The sequence below is a fragment of the Mesorhizobium sp. GW821-FHT04C10 genome (assembly GCF_059420305.1).
Map to the genome: position 1 here is coordinate 330447 of NZ_JBWKTL010000001.1, position 12789 is coordinate 343235.

At 63.5% G+C, this 12789-nt stretch carries 14 protein-coding genes, 1 tRNA gene and 1 pseudogene; 9 read left to right on the plus strand and 7 right to left on the minus strand.

The window, feature by feature from the left end; genetic code table 11:
• Positions 1 to 36 precede the first annotated feature (36 nt).
• Positions 37 to 597 (minus strand): FMN reductase, encoded by a 561-nt coding sequence (gene msuE / locus AC07UC_RS01485; protein ID WP_483121208.1) that lies wholly within the window; start codon positions 595 to 597, stop codon positions 37 to 39.
• A gap of 62 nt (positions 598 to 659) precedes the next feature.
• Positions 660 to 887 carry a hypothetical protein gene (locus AC07UC_RS01490; protein ID WP_140770088.1) on the minus strand — a complete coding sequence of 76 codons (228 nt, stop codon included), beginning with the start codon at positions 885 to 887 and terminating at the stop codon, positions 660 to 662.
• A 309-nt stretch (positions 888 to 1196) separates the two neighbouring features.
• Between AC07UC_RS01490 and AC07UC_RS01495 the strand changes: the two genes are divergently transcribed.
• From AC07UC_RS01495 to AC07UC_RS01505, 3 genes and pseudogenes are all read left to right on the plus strand, one after another.
• Complete coding sequence (locus AC07UC_RS01495; protein ID WP_056569295.1) at positions 1197 to 1871, plus strand: GntR family transcriptional regulator; 675 nt, start codon at positions 1197 to 1199, stop codon at positions 1869 to 1871.
• A 66-nt stretch (positions 1872 to 1937) separates the two neighbouring features.
• Positions 1938 to 2158 (plus strand): annotated as a pseudogene (locus AC07UC_RS01500) (L-rhamnose mutarotase); the annotation flags it as partial.
• Positions 2094 to 2405: a hypothetical protein gene (locus tag AC07UC_RS01505; protein WP_494903614.1), complete on the plus strand. Its 312-nt coding sequence runs from the start codon at positions 2094 to 2096 to the stop codon at positions 2403 to 2405. The pseudogene AC07UC_RS01500 and the gene AC07UC_RS01505, both read left to right, overlap by 65 nt.
• A 9-nt stretch (positions 2406 to 2414) precedes the next feature.
• On the opposite strand, the gene AC07UC_RS01510 is transcribed toward AC07UC_RS01505, so the two are convergent.
• A tRNA-Ala gene (locus AC07UC_RS01510) sits at positions 2415 to 2490 on the minus strand.
• 172 nt (positions 2491 to 2662) lie between these two features.
• Positions 2663 to 3049, minus strand: a complete 387-nt coding sequence (locus AC07UC_RS01515) for a TIGR02300 family protein (RefSeq protein ID WP_140770089.1) — start codon at positions 3047 to 3049, stop codon at positions 2663 to 2665.
• A 206-nt stretch (positions 3050 to 3255) separates the two neighbouring features.
• On the opposite strand from AC07UC_RS01515, the gene aroA reads away from it, so the two are divergent.
• From aroA to rpsA, 5 genes are all read left to right on the plus strand, one after another.
• On the plus strand, positions 3256 to 4614 hold the full coding sequence (aroA, locus tag AC07UC_RS01520) for a 3-phosphoshikimate 1-carboxyvinyltransferase (protein WP_494903616.1): 1359 nt from the start codon (positions 3256 to 3258) through the stop codon (positions 4612 to 4614).
• Between the two features lie 86 nt (positions 4615 to 4700).
• Complete coding sequence (locus AC07UC_RS01525) at positions 4701 to 5063, plus strand: hypothetical protein (RefSeq protein ID WP_494903618.1); 363 nt, start codon at positions 4701 to 4703, stop codon at positions 5061 to 5063.
• Between the two features lie 19 nt (positions 5064 to 5082).
• Positions 5083 to 5673, plus strand: a complete 591-nt coding sequence (locus AC07UC_RS01530; RefSeq protein ID WP_494903620.1) for a hypothetical protein — start codon at positions 5083 to 5085, stop codon at positions 5671 to 5673.
• 41 nt (positions 5674 to 5714) lie between these two features.
• Positions 5715 to 6365, plus strand: coding sequence for a (d)CMP kinase (cmk, locus tag AC07UC_RS01535; protein ID WP_494903622.1), 651 nt, complete (start codon positions 5715 to 5717; stop codon positions 6363 to 6365).
• 207 nt (positions 6366 to 6572) lie between these two features.
• Positions 6573 to 8270 (plus strand): 30S ribosomal protein S1, encoded by a 1698-nt coding sequence (gene rpsA / locus AC07UC_RS01540; protein WP_140770095.1) that lies wholly within the window; start codon positions 6573 to 6575, stop codon positions 8268 to 8270.
• 89 nt (positions 8271 to 8359) lie between these two features.
• On the opposite strand, the gene AC07UC_RS01545 is transcribed toward rpsA, so the two are convergent.
• The 3 genes from AC07UC_RS01545 to AC07UC_RS01555 all read right to left on the minus strand — a co-directional run bounded on the left by AC07UC_RS01545 (position 8360) and on the right by AC07UC_RS01555 (position 11753).
• Positions 8360 to 9067, minus strand: coding sequence for an SDR family NAD(P)-dependent oxidoreductase (locus AC07UC_RS01545; protein ID WP_494903624.1), 708 nt, complete (start codon positions 9065 to 9067; stop codon positions 8360 to 8362).
• Positions 9068 to 9303: 236 nt separating this feature from the next.
• Complete coding sequence (locus AC07UC_RS01550; protein ID WP_494903626.1) at positions 9304 to 10908, minus strand: 5-guanidino-2-oxopentanoate decarboxylase; 1605 nt, start codon at positions 10906 to 10908, stop codon at positions 9304 to 9306.
• Positions 10905 to 11753, minus strand: a complete 849-nt coding sequence (locus AC07UC_RS01555; protein WP_494908877.1) for a dimethylarginine dimethylaminohydrolase family protein — start codon at positions 11751 to 11753, stop codon at positions 10905 to 10907. The genes AC07UC_RS01550 and AC07UC_RS01555 overlap by 4 nt, the downstream gene beginning before the upstream one ends.
• 216 nt (positions 11754 to 11969) lie before the next feature.
• Here AC07UC_RS01555 and AC07UC_RS01560 point away from each other — a divergent pair, with 216 nt between their 5' ends.
• Positions 11970 to 12785, plus strand: coding sequence for an ABC transporter ATP-binding protein (locus AC07UC_RS01560; RefSeq protein WP_494903628.1), 816 nt, complete (start codon positions 11970 to 11972; stop codon positions 12783 to 12785).
• Positions 12786 to 12789 lie beyond the last annotated feature (4 nt).

Genomic DNA, 12789 nt, shown 5'->3' on the forward strand with positions numbered 1-12789 from the left:
AGCGAGGGTGCCGCCCGTGCGGGTTTCGATCGGTTGCTATTCGGCGGCGATCCTGCCGGCCGAGCGGTTGGCGAGCACGAAGCCGACCTCGTCGACCGCCTGCGCCGCGCGCTTCAGTATGGCCTCGGAGCGCAGCACGCCGTCGGTGAAATCCTTGTCGGTGGCATAGACGGCGGTCGGCAGGGCAAAGGCCTCGAAGAAGCCGAACAGCGGCCGCAGCTGATGCTCGACGATCAGGGCATGGCGCTCGCCGCCGCCGGTCGCGGTCAGCACGATGGGCTTGCCCCGGAGCGCGGCCGGATCGATCAGGTCGAAGAAATGCTTGAACAGGCCGGTGTAGCTGCCCTTGTAGGTCGGCGAACCGACCACCAGCACATCGGCCGCGAGGATCTGGGCCAGGATCGGTTGAGCCTGGCCGTCGAGGTCGCGCGCCCACCTTGCCGTGCCCAGCGATGGGCCGACATCCTCTATGTCATAGGTGCTCGCCGACAGGCCATGGCGCGCGGCGATGTCCCTGGTGACCAGATCGACGAAGGCGCGCGTCTTTGACGGCCGGGTGATGTTGCCGGAAAAGCCGACGACTGTTGGGTTTGACATGGCAGTGGGCCTCTTGATGGTCGAAGTTTTGCTGTGCGGACCGTCCGCCCGCCGGTGGGAAATCAGCTCCAGGCGTGCAGCGGCGGACTGTCGCCACTAGGGATATATTTTCGGAGGATCGAGTCCTTCCATCGCACCGGATGGTGCAGCATGTCGGCGGCTTTCGCCACCTCTATCGGATAGGGGAGATCGACGGCCCTGCCGCCTTCGGTCGTGCCGGGATAATGGCTGTCGCCAAGCGTCGGCGGGAAGCGGAGAAGCTTGTTGCGATCGGAAACGTCCCCGGTCACGGCCGGCCTCCCGCGATCCAGCGGCGGGCTATACCTGACGGCGTTGAAAGCGGGCGCAGAAGGGCTGGCATGGCGTGGTCCTGTCCGGAAAACAGATCGCCGATGCAGATTGCTTATTCTATAAATTCTGTAGAGTTAGTTTATTCTAAATCGTTGCCCACGATTAGATTTTTTCTCTTCGGACCATAAGGGCGGAGACGCCCGAAGGGCCGGCCCGGGTGAGCCGGGCTCCCACGCGCATTGGGTGCATTCCAATTTACATTCTAATATAATCTGATCATTTCCGGTGAACGAAGCTACGGATCTGCCATGGACCTGGACCCCACGACCCTCAATCGGGCTCTGCCGCTCCGCGATCAGATCTATCAGAAGATCCGTAATCTGATCGTCGTCGGACAGATGAAGCCGGGGGAAGTGATCAACGAGGTGGCCATCGCGGAGGCACTCGGTGTCTCACGGACGCCGGTTCGGGAAGCGGTCAAGCGCATCAGCGACGAGGGCCTGGTCAAGATCCTGGCGCAGACCGGCACCTATGTCGCGCCGATCAGCCGGGCCGACCTGGAAGAGGCCTATGTGATCCGCCGGGCGCTCGAGATGGAGAGCGCCAGGCGTGCGGCCGTGAAGTTGACGCCCGCAGCCGCCGAACTGCTTGAGGACAACATGGCGGCGCACCGGCTGGCCATATCGCGCGGGCGGTACGCCACCGCGATCCAGCTCGACGACGTCTTCCATCGTACCATTGCCGAGATCTGCGGCCTGCCGATGATCTGGCGGGCCGTCGACATTTCCAAGGCGCAGATGGATCGTGGCCGTTATCTCGCCATTCCCAAGCCCGGCTATGGCGAACAGACGATCGAGCAGCACGAGGCCATCCTTGACGCGCTGAAGCGACACGATGCCGAAGGCGCCGCGAAGGCAATGGAGCACCATCTCGAGACGTCATTCCGCAACACGCTCGAAGTCGCCGCCGACCTTCTCGGCTGAACCCGCACCGGAGACGGCCCGCACATGCGGAGAATGGGACTTTGCATCGGCCTGAAGGCCTAGGCGATCGCCGAAGACAAGCGCGTTCACGCCGCCGTCTGGCCACACGTGCTGGAAAGTCATCAGCCGCGCCAACATCCGCAACTACTCCATCTTCCTGCGTGAGCCCGAGAACCTGCTTTTTCGCCTATTGGGAGTATCACGGCAGCGATTTCTCCCAGGATGCCGGCGAATGGGCGAGTCGCGCATGGCGGCCGCGATGCCGAGAATGTGACCGGAGCCGAGAAGCAGGCCGAGGAGAGCCCGGCGCGAGGCGTCGTCATCGATCTCGCCCAAATGGGCAGCAGACGGCGAGCGCTGTTTGGGGAGGAGCGGCGCGGCAGCGAGGCGGAGACCCGCATCGAGAACCGGCTCTATCCCGGCAATCACCCCGGATTGTCGGCGAACCATGGTGAGCGGAGCTTGTTTCCGGATCGCCTGAGGCGAGCGCGAACGGGGCCGTGCGACCCATTTTCACCGGTTGCGGTTGGCTGAGAGACTGTTTGGTGGAGCCAATCGGAATCGAACCGACGACCTCTTGAATGCCATTCAAGCGCTCTCCCAACTGAGCTATGGCCCCACTTCCGGCAGTCAACCGGCGCCGTTTCCGGCGAAGAGATCAGCGCGGGTTGGAACACCGCGCCGTTAGTGCAGGCGGCTTCTAACCCCGCCTTTCCCAGATATCAAGCCTTCAATGCCGGCTTTTTGTTCACAGGCCAAGAAAGCCTGCAAACGCCTGTCCCTCGGGTCGATCAGACCTCGTCGTCGTCGTCGCCGACGCCGATCATGTCGGCAACGTCGTCGTCTTCTTCCTCTTCGTCGGCAAGGAAGGTGTCATCCTCGTCGTCGCCGAGATCAACGTCCTCGTCATCGCCGAGATCCGGCAGGTCGTCACCCTTGACGTCCTCGTCGGCCTCTTCGAGCGAGACGACTTCAACGCCCTCTTCGTCCTCGGCGTCCACTTCCTTCTCGGCCACTTCCTCTTCCTCTTCGATGGCGGCGATCTTGCCCTCCTCGAAATAGGAACGCGGATAGGTCTTGCCGGTATAGGGCGAGACGATCGGGTCCTTGTTCAGGTCGTAGAATTTTCGACCCGTTTCGGGATCGATACGCTTTGTGCCAAGTTCGGTTTTTGCCACGGCAAGCCTCGTGAATAAAAGAGTGGTCCCCTTAACCACTGTTTGCGGCGCTGTCAAAGCCAAAAGCCGGCGTCACAAAACCAAGTCCTGAAAGGCCTCGCGGCAAGTGACGACCATGGGGATGACCATTTCGCCCCGCCGTGATACGAGACCGCCGCAACAAATGAAAAGCGCCGGCCCGCCGGCATTCCGTCCAGGGAAATTCCATGTCTCACGCCGCCGCTGCCAAGCCGGCCACCGCCCGCAAATCTCAAGCCCTTTCCGGCACGGCCCGGGTGCCGGGCGACAAGTCGATCTCGCACCGCTCTTTCATGTTCGGCGGTCTCGCCTCCGGCGAAACCCGCATCACCGGCCTGCTGGAGGGTGAGGACGTGATGCGCACGGGCGCGGCCATGAAGGCCATGGGCGCGCATATCGAGAAGCGCGGCGCCGAGTGGGTGATCCGCGGCACCGGCAACGGCGCGCTCTTGCAGCCGGAAGGCCCGCTCGACTTCGGCAATGCCGGCACCGGCTCACGGCTTACCATGGGCCTCGTCGGCACCTATGACATGGAAACCACCTTCATCGGCGACGCCTCGCTGTCGGGCCGGCCGATGGGCCGCGTGCTGGAACCCTTGCGCCAGATGGGCGTGCAGGTGCTGAAGGCAACGCCGGGCGACCGCATGCCGATCACGCTGCATGGCCCCAAGCACGCCGCCCCGATCACCTACCGCGTGCCAATGGCCTCGGCGCAGGTGAAGTCGGCGGTGCTGCTTGCCGGCCTCAACACGCCCGGCATCACCACGGTGATCGAACCGGTGATGACGCGCGACCACACCGAAAAGATGCTCAAGGGGTTTGGCGCCAACCTGTCGGTCGAGACCGACGAACGCGGCGTGCGCCACATCTTCATCGAGGGCCAGGGCAAGCTGACCGGCCAGACCATCGCCGTGCCCGGCGACCCGTCCTCGGCCGGCTTCCCGCTGGTCGCGGCGCTGATCGTGCCGGGTTCGGACATTGTGATTGAAAACGTGCTGATGAACCCGACCCGGACCGGACTTTTGCTGACGCTGCAGGAAATGGGCGGCAAGATAGACATCTTGAACCCGCGCAATGCCGGCGGCGAGGATGTCGCCGACCTGCGCGTGCGCTATTCCGAGCTTAAAGGCGTCGCCGTGCCGCCCGAGCGGGCACCGTCGATGATCGACGAGTACCCGGTGCTGGCCGTGGCCGCCAGCTTCGCCGAGGGCGAGACTCTGATGCAGGGCCTGGAAGAACTGCGGGTCAAGGAATCCGACCGGCTGTCGGCCGTCGCCAACGGGCTGAAGCTCAACGGCGTCGACTGCACCGAGGGCGAGGCGTCGCTTGCCGTGCGCGGCAGGCCGGGCGGCAAGGGCCTGGGCGGGCATCCCAACGGCCAGGATACGACGGTGCAAACCCATCTCGACCACCGCATCGCCATGAGCTTTCTGGTCATGGGGCTAGCGACGGAAAAGCCTGTCACCATCGACGATCAGGCGATGATCGCGACGAGCTTTCCGGAGTTCATGGATTTGATGAAGGGGTTGGGGGCAGAGATTTCCTAAAGCCAGGATTGTCGTCAGATTCGGCTATCAACTCAATTGTTCTTTAAGGCCCGTCCTTCAAGGTCAAGCAGATGTTGGGGAGAGCCATGGGTATTCTTGCCTCGATTTTGCTTGCAGTAGCAGGAAGCGTCGTTTTGACCATCGCGAAGGCGATATCAGTCGCCAAGATGATCCACGAGCGGAACTACTCACTCGTGCGCTTCGGTTTGATCGCGGCATTTTGGGTCGGCCTAACCATTGCGAGTATAGGTTCCTCCTGTGGACCGATAGGCTGTGCCCACGGCCTGCATTTTGGTTGGCTGCTTGAACCTATCAAAGCCGACGTGCCCTCAAATGCGATATTCTTCGTAATGGGCGGCTATGCGATCCTCAGCGTTTATTTTTTCGGCCATGCGCTGGGATGGTTGTTTTCTTTATCCCGGGCGCTTGTCTGGCCTGCCGCGCGTTAACTGAGAATTTCAATCAAATATGCGCAACGGGTCGAAAACGGACGACGGCTTCATCATCGTCTCCTTTCGCAGGGGAACCGGCTCCTACAAGATTACGCCCGAGCAACATGAGTTCATAAAAAAGCGACTCGATCGCGAGTATTGGGTCGCGATTGTAACCGCGATCCCACTCGCCGGTCTCTCGCTGCTTTGGTATGCCGGACACGTCGCCACACATTGGCTCGTACTCGCGGCGATAGTCTATGCGGCAGGCAACACGGCCCTGAGCATCGCCCGCTTTCAGGCGATTGCTCACGTCAAAAGGTTTGCCGCCCGATCTTCGATACCGGTAGAATTTCCTGGCCTTTCCGACTTCAAGGAGGTGTTTGTCAAAGCATGGCGAGACAGTCGCGCTGACGCCGCCGTTGAACGCAGACACAATTTGACTTTGATGTGCTGGGTATTCCTCAGCTATGGCGGTCTTAGTTTGGTACTTGCGCGATTTGGCATGGAAAAACTGGCCGGATTGCCTGTCCTCAGCACGGGTCTTGCCGCAAGCGCGATGTTCGTCGGCATCGTGCCCTTGTTGATAGCGCGCGTATTTGGGAAGCAAAACAAGCCCGACGGCTAAGTCGCCCTTGTCAACTTTTTCCCCGACAGCTTTAAGGGGCCATGACACACACCTTCACCATCGCCATCGACGGCCCCGCCGGTGCCGGCAAGGGCACGCTGGCCCGGCGGCTCGCTGACCATTACCGGCTGAACCTGCTCGACACCGGCCTCACCTACCGCGCGGTGGCCTATGCGCTGATCCAGCATGCGCTGCCGCTCGACAATGTCTCGGCGGCCGAAACCGCCGCCCGTCAGGTCGATCTGGCAAAGCTCGACCGCGCGGTGCTGTCGGCGCATGCCGTCGGCGAGGCGGCCTCGAAGGTCGCGGTGTTCCCGACGGTGCGGCGCATCCTCGTCGAGAAGCAGCGCGCGTTTGCCAAGACGCCGCCGGGCGCGGTGCTGGACGGGCGCGACATCGGCACTGTCGTCTGCCCCGACGCCGACATCAAACTCTATGTGACGGCGAGCGCCGAAGTGCGGGCCAAGCGCCGGCTGGCCGAGATCGAAAGCATCGGTGGCACCGCCAATTTCGCCGAAATCCTCGCCGACATCGTGCGCCGCGACGAGCGCGACATGGGCCGTGCCGACTCGCCCTTGAAGCCGGCCGCCGACGCGCACTTGCTTGATACCAGCGAAATGGCTATAGAAGCCGCGTTTCTCGCGGCCATGGCTGTTATCGACGACGTGCTGGCCAGGAGAAACAAGGCCTGATCCGGGTTTTCGTGCTGTTTCCGTTGCCGGAAGCGAAGAAAATACCCATATCGGGCACGAACCAGCCTGCCAGCATTCTTCATGCGCCGGAATTGCCGCTTCAAAGCGGCCCAGGGCTTTTTAAAGCCCGGAACGCCGGCAGGCCAACGCAACGCTAACCCACGGCGCCCGTCCCGCTTAGAGATGCGGGGCACTCCAGGAGAAACAATGTCAGCTGCAAATCCCACTCGCGACGATTTCGCGAGCCTGCTCGAAGAATCATTCACCACCGGCCATTCCGGCGAAGGTCAGGTCGTCAAGGGCACGATCACCGCGATCGAAAAGGACATGGCCATCATCGACGTCGGCCTCAAGGTCGAAGGCCGCGTGCCGCTGAAGGAATTCGGCGTCAAGGGCAAGGACACCACCCTCAAGGTCGGTGACACCGTCGAAGTCTATGTCGAGCGCATCGAGAACGCGCTTGGCGAAGCGATGCTTTCGCGTGAGAAGGCCCGCCGCGAAGAGAGCTGGGTCCGCCTCGAAGAGAAGTTCACCAAGGGTGAGCGCGTCGAAGGCGTCATCTTCAACCAGGTCAAGGGCGGCTTCACCGTCGACCTCGACGGCGCCGTGGCCTTCCTGCCGCGCAGCCAGGTCGATATCCGCCCGATCCGCGACGTGTCTCCGCTGATGCACAACCCGCAGCCCTTCGAGATCCTCAAGATGGATCGCCGCCGCGGCAACATCGTGGTATCGCGCCGCACCGTGCTCGAGGAAAGCCGCGCCGAACAGCGTTCGGAAATCGTGCAGAACCTCGAAGAAGGCCAGGTTGTTGAAGGCGTGGTCAAGAACATCACCGATTACGGTGCGTTCGTCGACCTCGGCGGCATCGACGGCCTGCTGCATGTCACCGACATGGCATGGCGCCGCGTCAACCATCCGACCGAAATCCTCAACATCGGTCAGACGGTCAAGGTGCAGATCATCCGCATCAACCAGGAAACCCACCGAATCTCGCTCGGCATGAAGCAGCTCGAGAGCGATCCGTGGTCCGAGATCGGCACGAAGTTCCCGATCGGCAAGAAGATCAAGGGCACCGTCACCAACATCACCGACTACGGCGCGTTCGTCGAGCTGGAGCCGGGCATCGAAGGCCTCATCCACGTTTCGGAAATGTCGTGGACGAAGAAGAACGTGCATCCCGGCAAGATCCTGTCGACGACCCAGGAAGTCGACGTGGTGGTGCTCGAGGTCGATCCGGCCAAACGCCGCATCTCGCTCGGCCTCAAGCAGACGCTTGAGAATCCGTGGGAAGCCTTCGCGCGCAACCATCCGGTCGGCAGCCAGGTCGAGGGCGAGGTCAAGAACAAGACCGAGTTCGGCCTGTTCATCGGCCTGGAAGGCGACGTGGACGGCATGGTGCACCTCTCCGACCTCGACTGGACCCGTCCGGGCGAGCAGGTCATCGAAGAGTACAATCGCGGCGACATCGTCAAGGCGCAGGTGCTCGACGTCGACATCGAGAAGGAGCGCATCTCGCTCGGCATCAAGCAGCTGGCCCGCGACTCGGTCGGCGAAGCGGCGACTTCAGGCGAACTGCGCAAGAACGCCGTCGTCACCTGTGAGGTCATCGGCGTCAAGGATGGCGGTCTGGAAGTGCGGCTGGTCGACAGCGGCATCGAGACCTTCATCAAGCGCTCGGACTTGAGCCGCGACCGCGACGAGCAGCGCCCCGAGCGCTTCACCGTCGGCCAGAAGGTCGATGCCCGCGTCATCGCCTTCGACAAGAAGACCCGCAAGCTGCAGGTCTCGATCAAGGCGCTGGAAATCGCCGAAGAGAAGGAAGCGGTCGCCCAGTACGGCTCGACCGACTCCGGCGCTTCGCTGGGCGATATCCTGGGTGCCGCGCTGAAGAAGCAGGGCAACTAAGCCTCTTCTTCCACCCCCAAAACAAAACCCCGCCGGAGCGATCCGGCGGGGTTTTTCTTTGGCGAAAGCCTGGTCGTTCGATAACGGAGCTACGCCCGACCGTAGAGCGGCACCAGCGTTCCGCTCATTGCCTGGTTGGCGGGCGAGGCGAGATAGGCGATGGCTTCGGCAGCCGCTTCGAGGCTGACCCATTTGGTGAAATCGGCATCCGGCATGTCGGCGCGGTTTGCCGGCGTGTCGAGCGTCGACGGCGCCACGGCATTGACCAGGATGCCCTTGGCCTTGAGCTCTTCGGCCATCGCCACCGTCATGGCCGCGACCGCCGCCTTGCTGGCCGTGTAGGCGACCATGCCGGCGCCGCGCCTGGGGTCAAGCCCGGCGCGCGCGGCGACATTGACGATGCGGCCTGATGTGCCCGAAGCCAGCATCGAACGAATAGCCGCGCGGCTGCACAGGAAGGTGGTGCGGGCGTTGGTGTCCATCATCTCGGCAAAGGACGCCGATTCGATCTTTTCCACCGGCGCCATGGCGAAACCGCCGGCGAGATGGATCGATCCCCACAAGGCGGGAACCTGGGCGTAGAAGCCTTCAACCTTGGCGGAGTCCGACAGGTCGACATTGTGCGCCAGCTTGACGCTCTCGTGCGCGGCGAAAGGAAAATGCTGGGGTGCCGCGGCATGTGCGTTCGGCACATGGCAGATCGCGCCCTGCTCCAGCAACCGGCCAACCACAGCGCCGCCGAGCGCACCGGTTCCGCCGGTCACGACGATATGCCTGCCTTGAAGTGTTTCCGTCATCCTGGATCGCTCCTGTCGTATTCTTATAATTATTTCGCTTGTTGCGCCGCGCCGACGCGAAGCGTCGCGCCTTTCGGGCGATCACTCAACTGATATCTCGACATGGCAGTTGTAGCGTCTTTGCATGCGTCAGTTCGCTGGCCATCGCGATTCGCCGGCCCTGCGGCTCGCACCGTGCGACAGGCAAGCCGGCGAATGGCCGATACAGGTTGAAAAATCAACGCCGGCCTTGGCGCTCAATCGACCGTGATTTCGATGACACGCGGCAACCCGGTCGCCCGCGCCTGCCTCAACGCCTGCGGCAAGGCGCCGATGTCGGCCAGCCGCTCGGCGCCGATGCCATAGGCTTCGGCCAGCTTGCAGAAATCCGGCGGCGCCGGCGACACCCCGACAGGTTCCACACCGACGTCGAGCATAGAGGTCTCGATCTCGCGATAGCCCCTGTTGTTCCAGACCACGAAGATGACCGGTGCCTGGGCATCGAGTGCCGCGCCGAGTTCGGGCAGCGTGAACTGGAAACCGCCGTCTCCGGTCAGGCAGACAACCGGCGCGTCGGGCACCGCAAGTGCCGCGCCGATCGCCGCCGGTGGGCCGTAACCAAGCGCGCCGAAGCCGGTGGCGGCGTTGAACCAGCCGCCTGGCCGGTCGTGGTCGTAGTAGAGGTTGGCGGCATAGACCGGCTGCGTCGAATCGCCGACGACAATGGCGCCCGGCAAGGCGTCACGGATCATTTCCACCGCGTGCACCTGCGCCACATACGCCGGGCTGAGCTCGGCGAACGCCGACCTCCGCGCCGCGGCGGCGCGTGCCTCGCCGTCTGGCGCCGCAGGATGAGCGGAGCCGGTCGCGGCGAGCAAGGCCTCGATCGCCTCGGCGCAGTCGGCCTGGATGCCGATCGTCACCGGCCGGCGCGCGAGCTGGTCGGCGCCGATGTCGATGCGGATCAGGTTGGAAGGCAGAACGAAGCCGCCATCGCCGTAGCCGTCATAATCCGTCGGACCGAATTCGGTGCCGGCGGCAATCACCAGATCGGCCTCGGCCATCAGCGCGCGGACCGCCTTCAGGCTGGGGCTTGCCGGCACGCAGAGCGGGTGGCGGTGCAGCAGACCCCGCGCATTGGTGGTCTCGACGACGGGCGCACCGAGTTTCTCGGCCAGGCGCCGCAATGGCGCTTCGGCACCCTTGGCGCCGCCGCCGGCCAGGATCAGCGGCCGGCGCGCTGCCGCGATGAGTTTGGCTGCACCGGCAATTGCCGCGCCGTCCGGCGCCGGCGGTGCCGCATTGCTCAGCAGCGCCGCGATATCGTCAGCCGGCTTGACCATGACATCGGTCGGGATCTCGATATGCACCGGACCCGGCCGCGAGGACGAAAACAGGGCGAAGGCCCGTGCCAACGCCCCGGGCAGTTCGCTGGCCTCGGTGACACGCTGCGACAACAGCGCCACCTTTTCCATCATGCCGCGCTGATCCGGCAGCTCATGCAGGAAGCCAAGCCCCTTGCCCAGTGTCGGCGTGGCGTTGACACCCGAGATGACCAGCATCGGCACCGAATCGGCGCGCGCCTGGCCCATGGCGGTGATCGTATTGGTCAGCCCCGGTCCGGTGATGACGAAGGCGACACCCGGCCTGCCGCTGGCGCGGGCATAGCCGTCGGCCATGAAGCCGGCGCCCTGTTCGTGGCGCGGCGTGACATGGCGGATTTTCGAGCGCGCCAGGCCACGGTAGAGCTCCACCGTGTGGACGCCGGGAATGCCGAAGACGGTGTCGACGCCGTGGGCTTCGAGCAGCGTGATGAGGGCCTCGCCGATGGTCGGCCCAATGGTCGTCCCAGCTGTCGTCATTGGCGCAGCACCGGACGTGTCAGGCAGGTCGGGCCGCCCTCGCAAGCGATGCACAGAGCATCCGCCTCGAAGGTGGAGACCGTGCAGCCGGCCGCCTCCATGGCCGCCGCCGTCTTGGGAAAACCTGCGACGGCGATCACCTGATGCGGCGCGGTCGGCAGCACGTTGAGGCTGAGCCCGCTGGAAGCCATGAATTCATCGGCATCGCCCTCGACCAGCTTGATGCCGCGTGCCCGCAGCATCTGGTAGAAAGCCGCCGGCAGGAGCGGCGAATAGACCAAAGCCAGATCGTCGGCGAGCGGGCTGATCACCGACATCAGATGCAGGCAGGCCTCTTCGCCGTGCCACAGCGGCAGATCGAAGCCATAGACCTGTATGCCCTTGGGCGAGAGCAGGTTGGCGAGCTGCTGGATGCCGTCCTGGTTGGTGCGTACGCCGCGGCCGATGGCCAGCGTGCCGGCATCGACCCAAACGCAGTCACCGCCTTCCACCTGGCCGGGATGCTCGATGCGGCCAAGGATCGGAATGCCCATGCTGGTGTAGGCGGCCTCGTGCAGGCCGGGCTCCGGCCTGCGCAGTGCCTTGCCCATGGACAGGATGATAGCGCCGTGATCGGTCATCAGCGAAGGGTCGTGGGTGAAGACGGAATCGGCCAGCCCGTCATCGGCGTCCGTCAGCCATTCGATCTCGGCACCTGAAGCCGCGACCAGCTGCGTCAGCCGCTCATGCTGGGCGGCGGCTTTTTGCGGGTCAAAGCCTGGGCCATAGTGCCATTCCCGCGCCTTGGCGTGGCGCATGGCACTGGACGCGGACCGCATCAGCACGCGTTTGAGCGGTCCTGCCATGGACTGCGAACCGTATGTTTTGCCCACTAAATTCTCCCGAAACATCCCTTCCGCCACTAACCACTACAGCAAGCCGTGATCAATGGTCCAAAAACCATGGTTGACGGAGGCAAGCGGAACGGTCCATCTTGAGAATGGGAACTCTGTCCAGTGATGGGTAATGGGTAAAACAATCCAGCAGCGATGGGCTCGACCGCTCCGCGGAGCGTCGAAGGGATGATGGCGCAGGGCGCCGCATCCGTCCTCGAACAAACGGCGCAGGACGGCGCCGCCGAAGCCATCCATGTCGAAAACCTGCACAAGAAATTCGGCGAATTGCATGTGCTGAAGGGCGTGTCGCTGTCGGCGCGCGATGGTGAGGTGATCGCCATCATCGGTGGCTCAGGCTCGGGCAAATCGACACTGCTGCGCTGCATCAACTGCCTCGAAAATCCGACCAGCGGCATCATCCGCGTCAATGGCGAGGAGATCAAGCTGAAGGCGGACAGCCACGGCCACACCGTTCCGGCCGACCGCAAGCAGATCGAGCGCATCCGCTCCAAGCTCGGCATGGTGTTCCAGAATTTCAATCTGTGGAGCCACATGACGCTGATCGAAAACGTCATCGAGGTTCCGGTGCATGTGCTGGGCGTCAGGCGCGACGAGGCGATCGCCCAGGCCGAAAAGCTGCTGGCGCGCGTCGGCCTTGCCGAAAAGCGTGACGTCTATCCCGCCTATCTGTCGGGCGGCCAGCAGCAGCGCGCCGCTATCGCGCGCGCCTTGGCCATCAATCCGCGCGTCATGCTGTTCGACGAGCCGACCTCGGCGCTCGACCCCGAACTGGTCGGCGAGGTGCTGAAGGTGATCGGCGACCTTGCCCGCGAAGGCCGCACCATGGTGCTGGTCACCCACGAGATGAAATTCGCCCGCGAGGTCGCGACCCATGTCGTCTATCTCTACAACGGGCTGGTCGAGGAAGAAGGCCCGCCGGAACAGATCTTCGGCGCGCCGAAATCCGAAAGGCTCAAGCAGTTCATCCGCAACATCGGCTAGGGAC

What these genes read in the sequence shown, in the direction of transcription:
- msuE (WP_483121208.1), bottom strand. Translation starts at nt 597, where the DNA reads ATGTCAAACCCAACAGTCGTCGGCTTTTCCGGCAACATCACCCGGCCG.
- AC07UC_RS01495 (WP_056569295.1), top strand. Translation starts at nt 1,197, where the DNA reads ATGGACCTGGACCCCACGACCCTCAATCGGGCTCTGCCGCTCCGCGAT.
- AC07UC_RS01505 (WP_494903614.1), top strand. Translation starts at nt 2,094, where the DNA reads ATGCCGGCGAATGGGCGAGTCGCGCATGGCGGCCGCGATGCCGAGAAT.
- aroA (WP_494903616.1), top strand. Translation starts at nt 3,256, where the DNA reads ATGTCTCACGCCGCCGCTGCCAAGCCGGCCACCGCCCGCAAATCTCAA.
- AC07UC_RS01525 (WP_494903618.1), top strand. Translation starts at nt 4,701, where the DNA reads ATGGGTATTCTTGCCTCGATTTTGCTTGCAGTAGCAGGAAGCGTCGTT.
- AC07UC_RS01530 (WP_494903620.1), top strand. Translation starts at nt 5,083, where the DNA reads ATGCGCAACGGGTCGAAAACGGACGACGGCTTCATCATCGTCTCCTTT.
- cmk (WP_494903622.1), top strand. Translation starts at nt 5,715, where the DNA reads ATGACACACACCTTCACCATCGCCATCGACGGCCCCGCCGGTGCCGGC.
- rpsA (WP_140770095.1), top strand. Translation starts at nt 6,573, where the DNA reads ATGTCAGCTGCAAATCCCACTCGCGACGATTTCGCGAGCCTGCTCGAA.
- AC07UC_RS01545 (WP_494903624.1), bottom strand. Translation starts at nt 9,067, where the DNA reads ATGACGGAAACACTTCAAGGCAGGCATATCGTCGTGACCGGCGGAACC.
- AC07UC_RS01550 (WP_494903626.1), bottom strand. Translation starts at nt 10,908, where the DNA reads ATGACGACAGCTGGGACGACCATTGGGCCGACCATCGGCGAGGCCCTC.
- AC07UC_RS01555 (WP_494908877.1), bottom strand. Translation starts at nt 11,753, where the DNA reads ATGGCAGGACCGCTCAAACGCGTGCTGATGCGGTCCGCGTCCAGTGCC.
- AC07UC_RS01560 (WP_494903628.1), top strand. Translation starts at nt 11,970, where the DNA reads ATGATGGCGCAGGGCGCCGCATCCGTCCTCGAACAAACGGCGCAGGAC.